The 18,093-nt window shown below is 60.7% G+C and carries 18 protein-coding genes; 7 read left to right on the top strand and 11 right to left on the bottom strand.

Going from position 1 to position 18,093, the window contains the following annotated elements:
* Nucleotides 1-13: 13 nt before the first annotated feature.
* The 8 genes from AC1DNK_RS14545 to AC1DNK_RS14510 form a co-directional block, all read right to left on the bottom strand.
* A complete protein-coding gene (locus AC1DNK_RS14545; RefSeq protein WP_477941773.1) occupies nucleotides 14-1,072 on the bottom strand; it encodes an ABC transporter ATP-binding protein in 1,059 nt (352 codons plus the stop codon).
* 4 nt (nucleotides 1,073-1,076) lie between these two features.
* The gene (locus tag AC1DNK_RS14540; protein ID WP_112388501.1) at nucleotides 1,077-1,907 is read right to left on the bottom strand and encodes a carbohydrate ABC transporter permease; all 831 of its coding nucleotides are present in this window, start codon (nucleotides 1,905-1,907) and stop codon (nucleotides 1,077-1,079) included.
* A 4-nt stretch (nucleotides 1,908-1,911) separates the two neighbouring features.
* A complete protein-coding gene (locus AC1DNK_RS14535; protein ID WP_112514712.1) occupies nucleotides 1,912-2,844 on the bottom strand; it encodes a carbohydrate ABC transporter permease in 933 nt (310 codons plus the stop codon).
* Between the two features lie 205 nt (nucleotides 2,845-3,049).
* Entirely contained in the window at nucleotides 3,050-4,309 is a 1,260-nt protein-coding gene (locus AC1DNK_RS14530) for an ABC transporter substrate-binding protein (protein WP_112388503.1), read from the bottom strand.
* A gap of 44 nt (nucleotides 4,310-4,353) precedes the next feature.
* Nucleotides 4,354-5,520 carry a PLP-dependent transferase gene (locus AC1DNK_RS14525; RefSeq protein WP_477941771.1) on the bottom strand — a complete coding sequence of 389 codons (1,167 nt, stop codon included), beginning with the start codon at nucleotides 5,518-5,520 and terminating at the stop codon, nucleotides 4,354-4,356.
* Entirely contained in the window at nucleotides 5,517-6,239 is a 723-nt protein-coding gene (locus tag AC1DNK_RS14520) for a FadR/GntR family transcriptional regulator (RefSeq protein ID WP_112514707.1), read from the bottom strand. The genes AC1DNK_RS14525 and AC1DNK_RS14520 overlap by 4 nt, the downstream gene beginning before the upstream one ends.
* Nucleotides 6,240-6,563: 324 nt before the next feature.
* Entirely contained in the window at nucleotides 6,564-7,301 is a 738-nt protein-coding gene (locus AC1DNK_RS14515; RefSeq protein ID WP_477941769.1) for an SDR family NAD(P)-dependent oxidoreductase, read from the bottom strand.
* Nucleotides 7,302-7,614: 313 nt separating this feature from the next.
* Nucleotides 7,615-8,253 carry a glutathione S-transferase family protein gene (locus AC1DNK_RS14510; RefSeq protein ID WP_477941768.1) on the bottom strand — a complete coding sequence of 213 codons (639 nt, stop codon included), beginning with the start codon at nucleotides 8,251-8,253 and terminating at the stop codon, nucleotides 7,615-7,617.
* Nucleotides 8,254-8,381: 128 nt separating this feature from the next.
* On the opposite strand from AC1DNK_RS14510, the gene AC1DNK_RS14505 reads away from it, so the two are divergent.
* From AC1DNK_RS14505 to AC1DNK_RS14495, 3 genes are all read left to right on the top strand, one after another.
* On the top strand, nucleotides 8,382-9,299 hold the full coding sequence (locus tag AC1DNK_RS14505; protein ID WP_477941766.1) for a LysR family transcriptional regulator: 918 nt from the start codon (nucleotides 8,382-8,384) through the stop codon (nucleotides 9,297-9,299).
* A 138-nt stretch (nucleotides 9,300-9,437) separates the two neighbouring features.
* Complete coding sequence (locus tag AC1DNK_RS14500) at nucleotides 9,438-10,025, top strand: TetR family transcriptional regulator C-terminal domain-containing protein (protein WP_112389007.1); 588 nt, start codon at nucleotides 9,438-9,440, stop codon at nucleotides 10,023-10,025.
* 118 nt (nucleotides 10,026-10,143) lie between these two features.
* Nucleotides 10,144-10,893: a glucose 1-dehydrogenase gene (locus AC1DNK_RS14495; protein WP_477941765.1), complete on the top strand. Its 750-nt coding sequence runs from the start codon at nucleotides 10,144-10,146 to the stop codon at nucleotides 10,891-10,893.
* A 59-nt stretch (nucleotides 10,894-10,952) separates the two neighbouring features.
* Here AC1DNK_RS14495 and AC1DNK_RS14490 read toward each other — a convergent pair whose 3' ends face one another.
* The 3 genes from AC1DNK_RS14490 to AC1DNK_RS14480 all read right to left on the bottom strand — a co-directional run bounded on the left by AC1DNK_RS14490 (nucleotide 10,953) and on the right by AC1DNK_RS14480 (nucleotide 14,076).
* Complete coding sequence (locus tag AC1DNK_RS14490; protein WP_477941764.1) at nucleotides 10,953-11,825, bottom strand: carbohydrate ABC transporter permease; 873 nt, start codon at nucleotides 11,823-11,825, stop codon at nucleotides 10,953-10,955.
* Between the two features lie 12 nt (nucleotides 11,826-11,837).
* Nucleotides 11,838-12,725 (bottom strand): carbohydrate ABC transporter permease, encoded by an 888-nt coding sequence (locus AC1DNK_RS14485; RefSeq protein ID WP_112596902.1) that lies wholly within the window; start codon nucleotides 12,723-12,725, stop codon nucleotides 11,838-11,840.
* Nucleotides 12,726-12,810: 85 nt separating this feature from the next.
* Complete coding sequence (locus AC1DNK_RS14480) at nucleotides 12,811-14,076, bottom strand: ABC transporter substrate-binding protein (RefSeq protein WP_477941762.1); 1,266 nt, start codon at nucleotides 14,074-14,076, stop codon at nucleotides 12,811-12,813.
* Nucleotides 14,077-14,272: 196 nt separating this feature from the next.
* Here AC1DNK_RS14480 and AC1DNK_RS14475 point away from each other — a divergent pair, with 196 nt between their 5' ends.
* The 4 genes from AC1DNK_RS14475 to AC1DNK_RS14460 all read left to right on the top strand — a co-directional run bounded on the left by AC1DNK_RS14475 (nucleotide 14,273) and on the right by AC1DNK_RS14460 (nucleotide 18,044).
* Nucleotides 14,273-15,304: a Gfo/Idh/MocA family protein gene (locus AC1DNK_RS14475; protein WP_442208672.1), complete on the top strand. Its 1,032-nt coding sequence runs from the start codon at nucleotides 14,273-14,275 to the stop codon at nucleotides 15,302-15,304.
* Entirely contained in the window at nucleotides 15,304-16,071 is a 768-nt protein-coding gene (locus AC1DNK_RS14470) for a GntR family transcriptional regulator (protein ID WP_477941759.1), read from the top strand. The genes AC1DNK_RS14475 and AC1DNK_RS14470 overlap by 1 nt, the downstream gene beginning before the upstream one ends.
* A gap of 75 nt (nucleotides 16,072-16,146) precedes the next feature.
* Nucleotides 16,147-17,145 (top strand): SIS domain-containing protein, encoded by a 999-nt coding sequence (locus tag AC1DNK_RS14465; RefSeq protein WP_477941757.1) that lies wholly within the window; start codon nucleotides 16,147-16,149, stop codon nucleotides 17,143-17,145.
* 2 nt (nucleotides 17,146-17,147) lie between these two features.
* Entirely contained in the window at nucleotides 17,148-18,044 is an 897-nt protein-coding gene (locus AC1DNK_RS14460; protein ID WP_477941756.1) for an N-acetylglucosamine kinase, read from the top strand.
* Nucleotides 18,045-18,093 lie beyond the last annotated feature (49 nt).

The following is an 18,093-nucleotide window of genomic DNA, read 5'->3' as shown; positions in this document are numbered from 1 at the left end:
TCGCCGGGCGGCCTTAGCTCACCCGGTTAGCCGCCTCGTCGAAGATATGCAGATGCTCTGCCGGGAAGGTCACGTTGACCTTCGGGCCGGCGGTCAGCGATTCGCGGTTGAGCGTGAAGACCTTGAACGGCAGGCCGTGCAGCGACAGGTGCAGGATGATACCGAAGCCTGTCGGTTCGATGAGTTCGACATCGGCGCTCATGCCGGCTCCGCCTGAGGACATGACGACGTGTTCCGGGCGGATGCCGAGGGTGATCTTCGAGCCATTGGCGAGCGACAGCGGCGAAAGCAGCGAGACGACCGTGCCATCCTTCAGCTTTGCGCTGCCATTCTCATAGATCGCCTCGAGGAAATTCATGCCCGGCGAGCCGATGAAACCGGCGACGAAGAGATTGGCGGGACGGTCGTAGAGTTCCAGCGGGCTGCCGACCTGCTGCACGACGCCGCCATGCATGGCAACGATGCGATCGGCTAGCGTCATCGCTTCGATCTGGTCATGGGTGACGTAGATCGAGGTGGCCTTCAGATCGCCATGCAGCTTCTTGATTTCGGCGCGCATCTGTTCGCGCAGGCGGGCATCGAGGTTCGACAACGGCTCGTCGAACAGGAAGGCCTTCGGCTGGCGGACGATGGCGCGGCCCATGGCGACGCGCTGGCGCTGGCCGCCCGAGAGAGCCTTCGGACGGCGTTCCAGCAATGGGTCGAGGCCGAGCTTCGAGGCGGCCGAGCCGACGGCGCTGGCGATTTTTTCCTTCGCCGTCTTCCTGAGCTTGAGGCTGTAGCTCATGTTGCCCGCGACATTCATGTGCGGATAAAGCGCGTAGGACTGGAACACCATAGCGATGTCTCGGTCCTTCGGATGCAGCTCGTTGACGCGGTTTCCGGCAATGCGGATCTCGCCGCCGGTAACCTCTTCCAGGCCGGCGATCATGCGCAACAGCGTGGACTTGCCGCAGCCGGACGGGCCGACGAGGACGACGAATTCGCCGTCCTTGATCTCGAGGTCGACGTCGTGCAGCACCTGCACATGGCCGTAAGCTTTCTTGACGTTCTTGATATCGATCGATGCCATGTGACTAACCCTTGACCGCGCCGGCCGTCAGGCCCTGCACGAGATAACGTTGGATGAGCAGGAAGAAGAGGCCGGCCGGAATGAGCGCCATAACGCCCGCCGCCATCATCTGCCCGAAATCCACGGAGAATTTCGAGACGAAGGTGAGAAGCCCGACCGGGAAGGTCGCCGCGTCGTTGCCGTTGATCAGCATCAGCGCGAAGAGCAGCTCGCTCCAGGCCGCGGTGAAGACGAAGCCGAGCGTCGCCGCGATCCCCGGCAGCGTCAGCGGCAGGATGATCTGCCGGAACGCCGTGAACTGCGTGGCACCGTCGATCATCGCAGCCTCTTCGAGATCCTTCGGAATGCCGTCGAAGAAGGACTGCATCAGGAAGGTGGCGAAGGGCACGTTGAAGGCGGTGTAGACGATGACGAGGCCGGTCAGGCTGTTGGTCAGATGCAGCGGCGTCAGGATCTTGAAGATCGGCGCCACCAGCATGACGAGCGGGAACATCTGGGTCAGCAGCATCAGCGCCACGATCCAGTACTTGGCGCGGAAGTTGAAGCGCGACAGGGCATAGCCCGACAACGAGGCGCAGATCGTCACGGTGATCGCCGTCGAACCCGAGACGATCAGGCTGTTCTTGAAGAAGGTCGGGAAGGCGCTGTGCTGCAGGACGAAGGAATAGTGCTCCCAGGTCGTGCGCGATGGCCACATGCGCACGCCTTCCGAATAGAGAAGATCGTTCGGCGTCACCGAAACCTTCAGCAGCCAGTAGAGCGGGAACAGCGCGAAGGCGATGTAGCAGAGGATCGCCAGGCGATGCGCGACGGTGGGGATGATGGATCGCTTCATGGTCTCAATCCTTGTTCAGCAGCGTCTGCCGCAGCAGGATGATCAGCATGGAATAGGCGAGCAGCAGGGCCAGCAGCACCAGCGCGATCGCCGAGGCATAGCCGAAATCCAGCCGCTTGAAGGCCTGGGTGAAGATGTAGCTGGCGACGATCTGCGTGCGATCGGCCGGGCCGCCGCCGGTCATGACGACGATCAGATCGGCGAAATTGGAGATCCAGACGGTGCGCAGAAGCACGGTGATGGCAATGGTCGGCGCCAGGAACGGCAGGGTGATCGAGCCGAAGCGCTGGAACCAGCCGGCGCCGTCGATCGAGGCCGCCTCGTAGAGGTCGCGCGGGATCGCCTGCAGCGCGGCAAGCAGCGTGATCGCAAAGAAGGGAATGCCCCACCAGACATTGGCGATGATCGGGCCCCACATCGCATATTGCGGATCGGACAGAATGTTGCCCGGCTCGCTCATCAGGCCCATCGCGTAAAGCCAATGCGGGATCGGGCCGATCACCGGGTTGAAGAGCCAGGCCCAGTTGAGGCCGGCGAGGAAGGACGGAACGGCCCAGGGCAGGAAGACCAGCGCCTGAACGATGCCCCTGCCCCAGAACGGCTTGTCGAGCAGCAGCGCCAGGATGAGGCCGAAGGCAAATTGCAGGATGACGGAAGCGCCGGTCCACCAGAGCGTATTCTTCAGCGCGCCATAGAAGGCGGCATCCTTGGAAAGCTCGCGGAAATGCTCGATGCCGATGAAGCCGCCGGAGAACGGGTTCAGCAGCTGGATATCGCGAAACGCATAGGAGATGCCGATCACCAACGGCACCATCATGACCCCGATTATGAGGATCAGTGAGGGGGCACTGTAAAGATATGGCTCGGAGGCATCGGCGAGACGCTTCAGCAACGGCCTGCGGTCGCGGCGCCTGTGCGTATCGGCGGTCATGGTCATCGGTGGTCGGCTTTCCGTGCTCTTGTTCTATTAGCCTCGGCGGGTGCAGCCCCCTCATCCAGCCCTGCGGGCCACCTTCTCCCCCCCCTTCGATAAACTCAGGAGGGAGAAGGGAACGGAGAGGTTGCGGCAAAGTCCCTTCTCCCCGGCGGGGAGAAGGTGCCGGCAGGCGGATGAGGGGCTCCGGGTAAGGAGCCACCTGTGCTTACTTCTTCGCCAGGAACTTCTGCTGAGCCTTGGTCAGGTAATCAGCCCACTGGTCGGCCAGATCCTTCGGCGAGATATCGCCGAGGAGGGCCTGCTGCGAGGTCTTGATCGCGAGCGAATCCTTGAAGAAGGCGAATTCTTCGAGGTAGGTCGGCATCACCGTCGGGACCGTGTCCTTGTCGGCGAGTTCCTGGAACCAGCCCTTGAACTGGTCACCGGCGTAGAACGGGTCCTTTTCGGCGGCCGTATAGGCCGGCAGAGCGCCGATCTTCTTGTTCCACTCGATGTTGCCGTCAGGGCTTTCGAGGGTTTCGATCAGCTTCCATGAAAGGTCCTTGTTCTGGCTCGTCGTGAACATCGACCAGCCGGCATAGCCGATGGTCGGGAACGACTTGCCATCGGGACCCTTCGGCAGCGGCATGACGCCGAAGTCTTCGGCCTTCATGCGCTCGGCAATGGCGATCAGAGCGTCCGGATCCTGGTCGAGGAAGGCGCAGGTGCCGGAGTAGAAGCCAGCGACGACTTCGTTGAAGCCCCAGTTGACGCTATCCTTCGGCGCGTAGCCCTTCTTGTAAAGATCGACCATCCATTCCAGACCCTTTGCCCAGCCTTCGCTGTTCATGGTCGAGGTGCCGTCGTCGTTGAAATACTTGTTGGATCCGGCCATCGAAGCGGCGAAGATCATCCAGCCGTTCAGACCGCCCGGGCCGCCGCGCATGCAGTAGCCGTACTTGCCCGAAATCTTGGACACGGCTTCGGAAGCCTTGGTGAATTCCTCCATCGTCTTCGGCGGCTCTTTCACGCCGGCTTCGGCAAGCAGCTTCTTGTTGTAGAACATGGCGCGCAGATAGAAGCCGTAGGGCAGCATATAGGCGGTCTTCTTGACGTCGCGGCCGAGCTCGAGCGCGCGCGGCGTCAGGTCCTTGGTGTGCTCCCACTTGGCGAGATAGGGCTCGAGGCTTTCGAGCATGCCGTTGTTGCCGTAGAGCGACAGCCAGGTATCCGGCATTTCCATGACATCAGGCGTATCGCCTGCCGATACCATGGTCGCGAATTTCTGGAACGCTTCATTCCAAGGCAGCGAGATGATCTCGACCTTGGTGCCCGGATTGGCGGCTTCGAACTTGCCGACGATCGACTTCAGCGTCTCGGTGCGCTCCGGGCTGGTGATGACTTCGACGAGTTTCAGCGTCGTGTCGGCGAAGGCCGTTCCTGCCATCATGGTGGCGAAGAGCGTTGCGGTTATCAGTCTTTTCATGCTCAGTTCCCCTTTTGTTGAAGGTGTTTCTCTCACTATTGTCGTCACGAAGCGGCGGCGAGCGCCTCTTCGATGTCTCTCCACAGCGCCTCGGTCCCTTCGAGGCCGACATGGAGACGTACGGACCGCGCATGAATGCCAAAGGTATGCGCGGAGTTCGGTTGCGCCTTCTGCTGAAGCACCACCTCGCCCGGTACGATCAGGCTTTCGTGTCCACCCCAGCTCACACCCAGTTTGAAGAGCTTGAGGTGATCGGCGAAGGCGCGGATATCGACGCCTTCGCGGAAGATGAAGGAGAACAGGCCCGAGGTGCCGTTGAGGCCAGCCGGCAGGCGGTTGGCGAGGCCCGGGTGGCAGACCTGCTCGACCACGTCGAGCGCCTGCAGCCGCTGGGCGATGGTCATCGCCGCAGTCTCGTGCGCCTTCATGCGTATCGGCAGCGTGCGCAACCCGCGAATCAAGAGCCAGGCGTCGAAGGGCGACAGCTTGCCGCCGAGATAGGGATAGGCCTCCGCCTTGATGCGGGCGATCATCTCCTTGGAGCCCGCGACGACACCGGCGACCACGTCGCTGTGACCGCCGAGATATTTCGAGGCCGAATGGATGACGAGATCGACGCCCAGCGTGATCGGCCGCTGGAAGATCGGGCTCGCCCAGCTGTTGTCGATCATGGTGACGACGCCGTGCTTCTTCGCAAGCGCTGCCAGCGCCCCGACATCATGGGCTTCCATCACCCAGCTGGTCGGGCTTTCCATGTAGAAGACTTTGGCGCCCGGAAGCGCCTTGGCGACTTCTTCCTCGTCTCGGCCATCGACATAGGTCACCTCGACCTTCATCCGCTTCAAGATGGTGCCGAACAGGCGGAAGGCATCGGGATAGACATGCTTGACGGCGACGATGCGATCACCCGGCTCGACGAAGGAGAGCACCGCCGACGAGATCGCCGCCATGCCGCTTGCAAAACCGAGCGCATCTTCCGCGCCCTCGAGCTTTGCCAGCATCTCCTCGAACATGCGCACTGTCGGGTTCAAGCCGCGCGTATAGATCGGCCGCACCTTCTCGCCGCGATAGGAGGCGATCATGTCGTCATAATCGGAGAAGGTGAAAAGCGATGTCTGAAAAATCGGCGGCACCACCGCTTCGGCAAAATTGCCTTCATCATGGGCGGTGATCAGCGAAGCGAGTTCGATGGGATCGAGCGAGTTGCTCATTTGGACATTTCCTTGATGTCTTCCTCGACAACGTCGAGAATCTTCAGTGTTTCCTCGCGCGCCGCCTGGGGATCCTTAGCGGCGATCGCGTTGAAAAGCGTACGGTGGAACGGGAAGGATCGGCGGGCAAAATCCTGCCGGTCGAACGGATGGGTCCAGAAGCGGACGAAGGTTTCGCGCATCTGCTCCAGAAGCTGGCCGAACATCGGATTATGCGTCGCGTCATAGACTGCCATATGGAAGGCCAGATCTTCCGGACCCGACGTCCCCTTGGCGATGTGGACGCGCTCCATCTCGTTCAGTTTCTCTTCGATATTCACGAGGTCACTGGCCGTGCGCTTGCGGGCTGCCACCATCGCCGCCTCGCATTCGATGCCGCGGCGAACCTCGAGCGTCTGCAGCAGCGCATCGCGCAGATTGGCGCCCTCGAAGGAGAGCGGAACATGAATGGTCGCCTTCGAAACCGGTTTCAGCAGGTAGGTACCGCTGCCCTTTCGGGTTTCGATGACGCCGAGAGCCTGGAAGTGGCGGATGGCTTCGCGGATGGTGGAACGGCCAACGGCCAGGGCAGACATAAGCTCGCGCTCGGCCGGCAGGCGGTCGCCCGCCTTCAGCTTCGCATCCTCGACATAATGCGCCAGCGCCTCAGTCACCTGACGCGCACGGTCGATCGCCGGAAGCGGCCGGATCACCGGCCTGTCGCTCACATTTGCCTTCATGGTTCCCCATTTTTCTTGTCAGGCAGCCGACCTTAAATTGGTCTGACATCTTAGCATTTCCCAAGAACCTTTCGCCGTCAAGGGCAGAAGCTGTTCGCCGCGATGTCTGCTACGAAATTGGTTGCGGGGGGGAACCCGCTGAACCGCCGAAAGAAAATTATGCAAATGATTTTACTGGATTTTTTCCGATGTGGTTTTTTCCACAAGGAGATCACCGGCTTGCGAGCAGCCAAGATCGGGGCGCAACTAGGCCGTTTAAAGACGCCTAGAAACCGGGGCTTCAGAGGTAAAAGCGGGCGGACCATTGGCCCGCCCGCATCATGCTTAGTACTGGGCGACACCGCCATCGACGTCGAGTTGGACGCCGGTGATGAACGCGCTGTCGTCGGATGCGAGGAACACGGCCGTCTTGCCCATATCCTCGGGCGTGCCCATGCGACCGAGCGGGATCGTCGCGGTGATTCCCTCGTAAGCCTCGGCCGGGATCAACCCCGAAAGACCAGGCGTCACGGTATGACCCGGGCTCAAGACGTTGATGCGGAAACCGCGCTCCTTCGTGTCGATGATCCAGCCGCGAACGAGACTGCGGATGGCCGCCTTGGTCGAAGAATAGACCGACATGTTCGGGATGCCCTTCGATGCCGCGATAGATCCCGTCAGGATTACGGACGCACCGTCGCGCAAGACCGGCAAGGCCTTCTGGAAAGCGAAGAGAAGACCGCGCACGTTGGTATTGTAGGTCTTGTCGAAATGCTCTTCGGTGATGTCGCCGAACTTCATGAACTCGTAGAAACCGGCATTGAGGACGAGAGTGTCGATCTGGCCGCTATTCTTCTTCACGATCTCATAGAGCTTATCGAGATCGCCGAGCTTCGACGCGTCGGCCTGCACCGCGATGGCGCCGTGGCCGATTGCGGCGACGGCCTTGTCGAGTTCGCTTTGACGGCGGCCGGTGATGTAGACAAGTGCACCTTCCGCAGCGAACTGCTTTGCGATGCCCAGCCCGATGCCGGCGCTGCCGCCGGTCACAACGGCAACCTTGCCATCCAACTTCTTGCTCATGGAATTATCCTTCGAATTGATCTGCTGGACCCGCGCTTGCCGACTGTTCAGTCTTTCACGCGGGATGGCACCCGGCGGGTGCCTGCCAATCAGATAAATTCAGCAAAAGCTGCGTTGTAGACGCCAAACTCGACTATAGATTATTCCATAATGGAATGCACCTGAACTCTCTGCACCTTCGCAGGACGATCTCTCAATACGCCAAAAGGCGCGCGCCGTCGCCGGGCACGCGCCTTGTGTTTTTTGATTGCAAACCGTCAGTCAAGGACTGATCCTGACTAGGAAAGACCGGCCCGATCTGCTTTCGAAGCAATCATGTCGCAGGAACCAATGCCGTGACTTTCTCGATCGCGCGTTTGACCGCAGGACGGGCATCAATCTCGCCGTACCAGCGCGCAATGTTTGGCGTCTTCTCGAAGTCTATGCCTGCAAATTCGCGGCGCCACAGCCACCCGAAATGCACGATGTCGGCAATCGTGAACTGATCACCGGCAACAAATTTGCGCTCCTGAAGCACGCCTTCGAGCACAGCGAGGACGCGTTCAGCCTCTGTCTGGAACCTCGCGATCGCCAATGGGATCTGCTCGGCGGCTTGCCGCTTGAAGAAGCCGAGCTGTCCGAAGGCTGGGCCAATTCCGGTCAGGTGGAAGAACATCTGTTCGAAGACACGGGCGCGGCCTGTGCCGTCGCCCGGAATCAGCTTTCCTGTCTTTTCAGCGAGATAGACGAGGATCGCCCCGGATTCACTAATGGTAATGGGCTCCCCATCGGGGCCGTCGCTATCGATCAGCAGAGGAACCTTGCCATTGGGGTTGATGGCCAGGTAGTCCGGCAGTTTCTGCTCGCCCTTGCGGACGTTGATGGGCTTGAGCTCATAAGCAAGCCCGAGCTCTTCAAGGGCGATAGGCACGCGAACACTGTTGGGCGTCGCAAAGGCATAGACTTCGATCATCGTGGTTTCCACTCTGGAGAATTGATGGGGATGCTGCCGCATCGAGCACCGCGCATTATTTGCGCGCGTGGACTTGACGGGGGAAGCCGCGATGGAGACATATGCATCATTCCAAGGAGGAATGGCCCATGAACCGGCTCGCTGCCATGGACGCCTTTGTGCGCGTCGTCGATACCGGATCATTCACGGGTGCCGCGCGACAGTTGCGTGTCGGACAGCCCGCACTTTCCAAAATGATCGCCCAACTGGAAGAACGCGTCGGCACCAGGCTGCTGTTGCGGACGACGCAAGGCCTGATGCCCACGGAGGCGGGCGAGAATTTTTACGAACACGCCAAGCGCGCTGTCGAAGAGGCCGACGAGGCCGAGGCCAAGGCGCGGGGCTCAGGTGCCGCTCTCAACGGCCGGCTGCGGATCAGCGGCGCGGTGACATTCATGCGGCTCCACGTGGTTCCCCACTTGCCAAAATTCCTGGCCATGCACCCCGATCTCGATATCGAAGTATTCATGGACGATCGCAACGTCGATCTTGTCGAAGCCGGTATCGACATCGCCTTGCGAATGGGAGATCTGCAGGATTCATCGCTGACCGCCCGCAAGATCGGACAGAGCCCGCGCGTCGTGGTCGCCTCACCGGAGTATTTTGAAAGCCACGGTGAGCCCACCTCTCCTGCGGACCTGGGGGCACATCAAGCCGTCGTCTACGATCTGCGCAGCGGCGGCACTGTCTGGAACTTCAGCCAGGGGCCGGTTCAAAGCGCCGTGACCATCAAGGGGCGCATCCGGTTGACCGCAGCCGAGGGTGTTCGCGAAGCGGTCTTTGCCGGAATGGGACTGGCCGTCGCCTCTGAATGGATGTTCGCGCCCGAACTGGCCTCCGGCAAGGTCCGGCGCGTCCTCCAGGACTGGGACCTTCCGCCCATCGATCTCTGGGCGGCCTTCCCGAGCGGACGCACGGCTAGTAGCAAAGCGAGAACCTTCGCCGACTTTATCAGGCGCGAACTCGCTTCCGAATTCAGCACCGATGACGACGGCGGAGCGGATTGACGATGCCTGCGCCGAGCTCCATGCGATAGCATAGGCCAAGGCGCATCGCCGTTATTGAGGCAGGAGACTCAATGACTCCCGGTAGAGCCCTTACCACCACTCATTGACGATCCGCGCCGGTCTCAGCATATTGCAGCCATGGCGAAGCTGTCGAACCGCGAAAAAATTCTGAGGGAAGGCCTTAAGGTCGTCGACGAGGTCGGCTTCTCGTCCGCCTCGGTGCGCAGCATTGTCAGCGCAGCTGGCGTGCCCCTGGGCTCCTTCACCAATCATTTCGTTTCCAAGGAAGCGTTCGGGCTCGAGATCGTTGAGCTCTATTTCGCCAACAGCCAGAATGTCGTGCTCGATACGCTGCGCAACGATGCGAAGCCGCCATTGATGCGGCTTCGGGAATACATTGCCGGCAGCCGTTCGAAGGGAAGCTGTGGCGGTCCTCTCGGGGGCCTGCTCGGCAACTTCATTGCCGAAACCGGCGTGGCTGGCGACGCCATACGTCAGCGCGTCAACGAGATCGTCGCTGGCCTCACCGACGCAGTCGCCTATTGCATCGAGGCGGCCGTCAAGGCCGGAGAAGTGGCCCCGGATATCGATTGCCGGCAGGTCGCCGGGTTCATCGTCTCCTCGCATCAGGGAGCGGTGCTGCTCAGCAAATCTCAGCGCAGCCCGGAGCCGATCGAACGGCTTGAAACGGTGCTCTTCTCGATCGTGCTGCGCCCGCTCCACTGATCATCTCCGCACAGAAGCAGGATGTACGATCGTACATTTTTGTTGACAGCCACAAATGTACGTACGTACATATTATTCACCTTGCGCGATTTTCGCCGAGGCTTGAAAGGGTTTTCCAATGTCTGCTCCTGTTGTTTTGATCACCGGTGCGCTTACCGGCATAGGCCGCGCGACGGCGATTGCTTTTGGCCGCGATGGCGCCCGCCTTGTGGTTTCCGGCCGCCGCGACGAACTGGGCCGCGAGCTTGTCGAGCAACTCCGCGCCATGGGCGCCGAGGCCGAATTTGTTCGTGCCGATGTCCGCCATGACCAGGAAGTCGAGTCGCTCATCGACCAGACCGTGGCCCGCTTCGGCCGTCTCGACGTCGCCGTCAACAATGCCGGCACAGAAGGTGCGTTCGGGCCGGTAACGGCGCAGACTGCCGAAACTTACGCGGCGACCTTCGACACCAATGTGCTGGGCACCCTGCTCAGCATGAAGCATGAGTTGCGTGTGATGAAGGAGCAGGGAACCGGCAGCATCATCAACGTGTCCTCGGTGCTGGGCAAGGTTGGAACACCGAACGGATCCGTCTATGTCGCCAGCAAGCACGCGGTGGAAGGGCTGACGAAATCGGCGGCCCTCGAGGTCGCAACCACGGCCATTCGCGTTAATGCCGTAGCGCCCGGCCCTATCCAGACCGGATTCCTTGACCGCTTGACTGGCGGATCGGATGACCGTCTCGATTACCTGAAGTCATATGCGCCGATGCGCCGTCTCGGCCATTCGGAAGAAGTGGCGGCAGCGATTGTCTTTCTGGCGTCGCCACAGGCGTCTTTTGTGACCGGCCACTCGCTTGCCGTCGATGGCGGCAAGCTTGCGGGCTGATGCTCAGCGCGCTCTTCAGTAGCTGGAGAAGGGCGGCAGCATCCTCGCCGCTCTTCTCGTCACTTGCCGACCCCTTGGCTCAGGCCCCGAACGAATTGTCGTGAGAACACTACGTAGAGAACGACGAGAGGCAGAATCCCGAGTGTGAGTGCAGCAAGCAGTGCCGGATAGTCGCTGAGGAATTGCCCGACAAACTGCTGGACACCAAGCGTCACTGTCTGGTTGCTGCGGCCGGGTGACAGGATCAGCGGGAACCAGAGGTCGTTCCAGACGGGCAGCATCGTCAGCGTGGCAACAGCTGCAAGGCCGGGCTTCACCACCGGCAGGACGATCAGGAATGTCCGGAATTCCCCTGCCCCGTCCATGCGTGCCGCTTCCTTTATCTCGGTCGGCACAGTGCGGAAATACGCCATCATCAGCGTCACCGCGATCGGCACGCTCATTGCGGTATAGACCAGGATCAACGCCGTCAGCGTATCGACCAGCCGCCAGGCGATCATGATCTCGAGGATCGGAACGGTGCCGAGGCGGATCGGCAGCATGATGCCGACCACGAAAAGCCCGGCGATAACGGGCGTGATCTTCAGGCGGTATTCCACCAGACCGTAGGCAGCCAGCGCCGAGAAAACCACCGTCAGTACGATCGTCGAGACAGTGACGACAAGGCTGTTACGGTAGTTCAGGAAAAAATTGCCGCGGGTGAAGACCCGGATATAGCCATCGACGCTGAAAGTCTTGACGGTCGGCAGGTCGAAGGGGCCGCCGAAGATCGCCGGTGTCGTCTTGAAGGAATTCAGAATGACGATGAAGATCGGGCCGAGGGCCAGGAGCACGAAGAAGATCAGCAACCCGTGGACGACGATGCGATCGAGCACCATGCGCTGGCGGCTGGAGCCGTAGAAGCTGGCACTGAGTTTGGCTGACGATGACATCTCTGCTGTTCCTCAGACTTGGTGCGCTTGCAGCCGTCGCTGGACCAGCCAGAAATAGGCGGCAGTGACGAGAAGAATGATGACGAAGATCACCGTTGCGACAGTCGCTCCGAGATCCAGATCGGCCACCTGGCCACTGGACCCGAAAAAGGTGCGGTAGAACAGCGTCCCGAGAATATCGGTGCTGTAGTTCGGGCCCGGTGCTGCGCCATTCAGCGCGAAGACCAGATCGAAACCGTTGAAGGTCCAGATATAGGTGAGGATGACGATCAGACCGAATTGTGGCGCAATCAGCGGGAACTTGATCGCCCAGAAGATTCGCCAGTTTCCGGCGCCATCGATCCGCGCCGCCTCGACGACATCCTCCGGAACAGCAAGCAGCGCGCTGTAAAGGAAGAGCATCGGAATGCCGACATATTGCCAGACCGACATCAGAGAGATCGTCGGCAGTGCCGTCAGTTCGTTGCCGAGCAGCGGAAAGCCGACCAGCCCCCATAGAGGATTGATGATCAGCCGCCAGATGAAGCCGACGATGACGACGGAGAGCGTCGCGGGGATAAAGAGCAGCGTGCGGTAGACGCCTTCGGAACGGTTAAGCAGACCGGAGGTGAGCAGACCCGCCATCAAAAGGCCGATCGGCACTTCGACCACCAGATGGATGACAAAATATTCGAAATTGTTCAGCAGCGCGTTCCAGAAACGCGCACTCGTGACCGGATGGGTGAAGAGGTAATAATAGTTTTCCAGCCCGACGAAGACGCGCCCGGCCGGACCATCCGTATCGAAGAAGCTCATGACGATCGAGGCGATGAGCGGCAGGACGGCGAAAGCGAGATAGATTGCGAGCGCTGGCAGCACAAAAAGGAAAAGGCTCCAGCGAGCCGTCGCAGGACGTGTCACCCGGTATCTCCGTAGTCTGGTCGCCAGCTGATGCCGGCGGGCATCGGGAGCCTCGCGCACCGGTGTGGTGCGCGGGGCGCTCTTGTTACTTTTTCTGCGGTGCGTACCAGGATGCAAGACCGGCCTGGAGTTCTGCAGTCGCCTTTTCAGGGGTGACATCGTCTCCGATCATCATCGTCTGCAGCACGCGCCAGATTTCGTCGTCGAGCGGCGGATTGCCGGCGCTCAGCCGGTCCAGCGCCAGGCGCGGCGTCAGTTTGGCGTCCTTCTTCAGGTCGGCGAATTTCTGCGCCAGCGCGTTGTTATAGGTTACCGGCGTGCTGCTCATGGCGAAGAAGCCTGGGGCGGCATTGACGTAAAGTTCCTGGAATTCCGGGGATGCAAGCCAGGTGAGGAAGGTCTTTGCCGCATCCTTGTTCTTGCTTGCGGCATTGATGCCGATCGCCATGTCAGGCATTTCCTGCAGGTAGCGCTGACCGCCCTCCTTGGCAGCAGGCGGGCCGAAGACGCCGACGTTGAGACCCGTCGAGGTCACCTGATTGATATCCCAGGAGCCATCAGGAAGAATTGCCGCGCGGCCAATGGTGAAAAGCTGGGTCATGTCGGCATATTGCAGGCTTGCCTGCCCATTAGGCAGGAACGGCTTCCAGGCTGCGAAGGCCTTGAAGGCCTCGACGAATTCCGGATCTGTCAGCTTCTTGGTGCCGTCGATCAGGCCCTGGCGGCCCTCTTCGCCGTTCCAATAGGACGGACCGATATTGTAAAGACCGTTATAGGCGAGCTGCCAGGATTCTGCCGACCCATAGGCAAGCGGCTCGTATTTGCCGCTATCCTTGATCTTCTGCAGTACCTTGACGAACTCGTCAGCAGTCTTCGGAACTTCGAGCCCGAGCTCCTTGAAGATATCGACATTGTAATAGAAGCCAGCAAGCACCGCGGCGATCGGCAAGCAATAGGGCGTGCCTTTGGCGTCTGTCCAGGCGGCCTTCGACGTGTCGTCGAAATTCTTGATGGCGCCAAAGTCCGCCAGGGAGTCGAAATATTTGCGGCTGATCCACTCGCGATTGACGTCGAAGGGGCGGCAGGTCAGGAGATCGGGTCCCGCGCCAGCTTCAATTTGGGATTGCATCGCTGCATTATATTCATTGGTATTGACCGGAGAGAACTCCACCTTGATGCCGGGATTCTTGGCTTCGAAGGCAGGAATGATCTTGTCCTGCCACACTGCGATATCTTCGGTCCGCCAGCTTCCGAGCTTGATGGTGACATTTTCGGCGAAAGCGCTGCCGGCAGCGACCATCGCAACCAGTGAGACAACGGCACCGTTCAGCAATGCGTGCTTTGAAAGCATTTCATAATCTCCCATTCTTGTGACTCAAAACTGCTCCCATGCCGGTTCTTTTAATCTAAGTCCGGCGATTGTTGAGGCGACGATACCTCTCAATACCAGTTGTGACAAGTTATATTTTTTGTTTCCCATTTTTGTCTTATGTGGTATTCGATTGAAAGGAATAAGGACTGTTGCCACAGAGCTTGGAGGGGTGGAAATGATCGGCGTCGGGTTGCTGGGATCGGGTTTCATTGGCGAATGCTATGCCGATGCACTGCTTGACGTCCGCAATGCGGAGTTGCGCAGCTGCTATTCTCGCAGCGGCAAGCGGGCCGAGGAATTTGCGGCCAAGTGGCGGATCAAGGCCCATGCCACGATGGATGCCCTTTGCGCCGACCCTTCCGTTGATCTTGTCATTATCGCCCTCCCGAACGAGGTGCATCTCGAGGCGACAAGAATTGCCGCAAAACACAAGAAGGCCGTGGTCTGCACCAAGCCGCTTGCCCGCACCGAAGCCGAGGCCGCAGAGATGCTCAAGCTGGTAATCGAGGCAGGCGTCTGGCACGGATATGCAGAGAGTTCAGTCTTCTCGCCAAATACAGCCAAGGCTTACGAAATGCTGAAGGCCGGTGGCATCGGCAAGCTGCTGACGATGCGTGCTCGCGAGGCCCATTCGGGTCCGCATGCCCCGCACTTCTGGGATGCGGAGACCGCGGGCGGAGGCGCTTTGCTTGACATGGGCTGCCACACCGTAGAATCAGCACGGCATTTCTTCGGAAAGGACAATCCCGTGACCGAGGTGATGGCCTGGGGTTCGACGATGGTGCATGGCGACAAGACGACCGGTGAGGATGCCGCGATCGCACTTCTGAAATTTGCCGGTGGCGAGCTGGCGACCATCGAATCTTCCTGGATCGAAAAGGGCGGCATGCAGCTGCGTCATGAGCTCGTCGGCTCCGAGGGGCGCATCGTCACAGATAGCTCTGTCGGCCCTGTCTGGGGCTTCGTCGGCAAGCCTGTCGGCTATACTGTCGAGAAGGCGGATGCCGAGACCGGCTGGGTCTATCCCGTACCGGAAGAGACGCGCGCCTATGGCTTCTCGCAGCAGATGCGCCATTTCGTCGATTGCTTCGCAGCCGGCAAGGCTCCGTCCGAAACCTACGAGGACGGGGTTATCGTCAACAGGATCATCGATGCATGCTACCGGTCCATGAAAACCAGGCAGTGGGAAAAGGTAGCGGTGAACTGATGATCGGAAATGAAGGCCAGCCGGGACCTTTGCAGTCGGATTCTCCCGAGCCCCTGTGGCAGCAGGCCGCAAAGGCGATCATGAAGGAAATTGCAGCCGGCAAGCTGGCGTCGGGAAACCGTCTGCCGCCGGAACGCGATCTGCTGACCCGGCTATCGATCAGCCGCGTAACGCTGCGCCGCGCGCTGCAGAGCCTGGTGACTGACGGCGTGCTGGTGTCTTCGCACGGCCGTGGCTGGTACGTGGCAACGGAAGCGCATCAGGAATTTCCCCAGACGCTTGAATCCTTCAGCGAAACCGCCGCCCGCCTCGGCCTCGCGCCATCCTCGGACGTGCTGCGTGCCGGAGGGGCGCCCGCAAGCCTCGATGAGGCAGAAGAGCTCGGCATTGCGCCCGGCGCGCCGGTCTTTCATCTCGACCGCATACGGCGGCTGGATGGCGTGCCGGTTGCCGTCGATACGTCGTTCTTCCCGATGATCCGCGGGCTCGATATGTCGGGTGTCGATTTCAAGACGGCTTCGCTTTTCAAGCTGCTGACCGGTGCCGGTTTTGACCTGGCGCGCGCCGAATCGACGATCGAGGCGCACGCCGCGGACAAGACCCTTGCCCGCAATCTCGGCATCGAGCAGGGCATGCCAATCCTCGCCATGCGCCAGCTTGTCGAAGACAGCAGCGGGCGGCCGGTCATGGCATCGACGATCCGCTACGCAGGCGACCGTTACCGCCTGCGGACATCTTTTTCACGCACTGCGAAGACCGGCGGGTGACGCCGTCCGTCCATCCGGCACGCGCTGGCCGAAGCCGCGGCCGCACATCATTTCAGGACCAAGGAGAAGACCGCAATGGTCAAAGGTTATATTTCGCTGGCTGACGCGCGCGCCTCCCAGGCCAATGCGCTGGAGACCGCGATTGCTGCAATCGGCAGCGAAGTTCGCAATGCTTCCAGCGCGCTGAAAGGCGCGGGGCCGATCTTCATGGGTATCGGCGCAAGCTTTGCAGCGAGTTCGGCTGCCGTCTGGGCCTTGCGGTCCCGCGGTGTGCATTCGTGGCGCCTCAATGGCGGCGAATATCCGATCCCCTTCCCCGCATCCAGCCATCCGGTGATCGCCGTCTCGCAAAGCGGCAAGAGCACCGAGACGCTTGCCGTGCTGAACTCGATCGACCGCAGCCTGCGCATATCCGTGGTCAACGCCAAGGATTCCCCTGTTGCGGCCGCCTCGTCGGCCAATGTCTCGCTCGGCGCGATCCCCGACAGCTACGCATCGACGATTGGCTATACGGCAACGATCGCAGCTCTTGGCATGATCGCCGAGGCCTGGGATGGCGGCGCAATCGAGACGTCCTGGTCTGATCTCCCTGCCGCCTTCCGCACCGTGGAACAGCAGCTCAAGACGCAGATCGGCGAAATTCTCGCACGCATGACGGACGCGGTCTATGTCGATTGTGCCGGGATTGCCCCTTCGGCCGGTTCAGCCGAAGTCGGCGCGCTGCTGCTGCGCGAGATCGCCCGCATCCCTTCGACCGGCATGTCGACTAGGCAATATCTGCATGGCGCGATGGAATCCGCCGGCAAGGGCGTGCATATTCTCTTTGGCGACGAGCGGGAGGCGGAATTGGCATCGACCCTGGCAAAAGCCGGTCATCACACGATCCTTGCCGGCCCCGTGCAAGCCGCAGCCAGCGATTGGCTGACCTATATACCGCTACCGCGCGTCAGCATCACCCAGAGGCCAATCCTCGAGGCCGTCATCATGCAGACCATTGCGGTTGAAACGGCGCTTGCCCGCGGGCTCGATCCCGATGCCTTCGTCTTCCACCACAACGACACCAAGGTAGCTTGACGATGGATAGCAGTGAATGTCTTGTGGCGCTTGATGTCGGTGGGACGAAGACGCATCTGGTCGTCGAAACGCTGGCCGGTGCGCGTATTCTTGACACGGTCATCTCCAGTCAGGATTGGGACGCGGAGCCCGCGTCTCACGGCGCCGATTGGCTGGCTTCGCGCCTGCGCGCCACCCTGCCCGCCGGTCTTTCGATCGCCTCCATTGCCTTCGGTGCGCAGGGGATAAACAATCCCTCGATCGGGCGGGATCTTGAAGCGGCGTTGCTCGATCGGGGATATCGCGGTCGAGCCGTCAACGATGCGGCGCTCATCGTGCCTGCTGCCGGGCTCCGTCAGGGTATCGGCGTCATAGCGGGCACCGGCGCCATCGCCGTTGGAACGGATGGCTCGGGGCAACCGATTTCGGCGGGCGGCTGGGGATGCGTGATCGGCGACGAGGGTGGTGCAGCCGCATTGGTGCGCGAGGCAGCCCGGGCTGCGCTGAGAGCAAATGATGAAGGCAAGCCGGATGACGGGTTGCTGTCGGCATTGATTGCCGATTTCGGAGTCGAGGATGCCGAGCGGCTAACGCGCAAGGTCAACGACGATCCGACGGCCGAGAACTGGGCGCCGCATTGCACTGCCATTTTCGATGCCGCAGACGGCGGATCGCAACTGGCGGTGAACGTCATCTCGGAGGGCGCCGGAGATCTTGCGGCACTTGTCGCCCAGCTCAAAAATCGGGGGGCGACAGGCGATGACGTCGTCGTTGCAGGCAGCGTGATCGTCAAACAGGCACGGCTGCTCGACGCGTTCAAGCGCGCACTCGGCAAGCAGCATCCGCAGCTTGCTGTACATGTGCTCGACGTCTCACCGGTCGAGGGTGCAGTCTTTCTGGCTCGCGCGGTGATTGGATAATCGGAGATTGGGAGCCGGTTCATGAGGCGGCAGGGGCGTCGCCTTGTAA

It is taken from the genome of Rhizobium sp. 01N424, from assembly GCF_056399485.1.
Note: the sequence above shows the minus strand (reverse complement) of the source record. Positions and strands in the feature narration are given on the sequence as shown.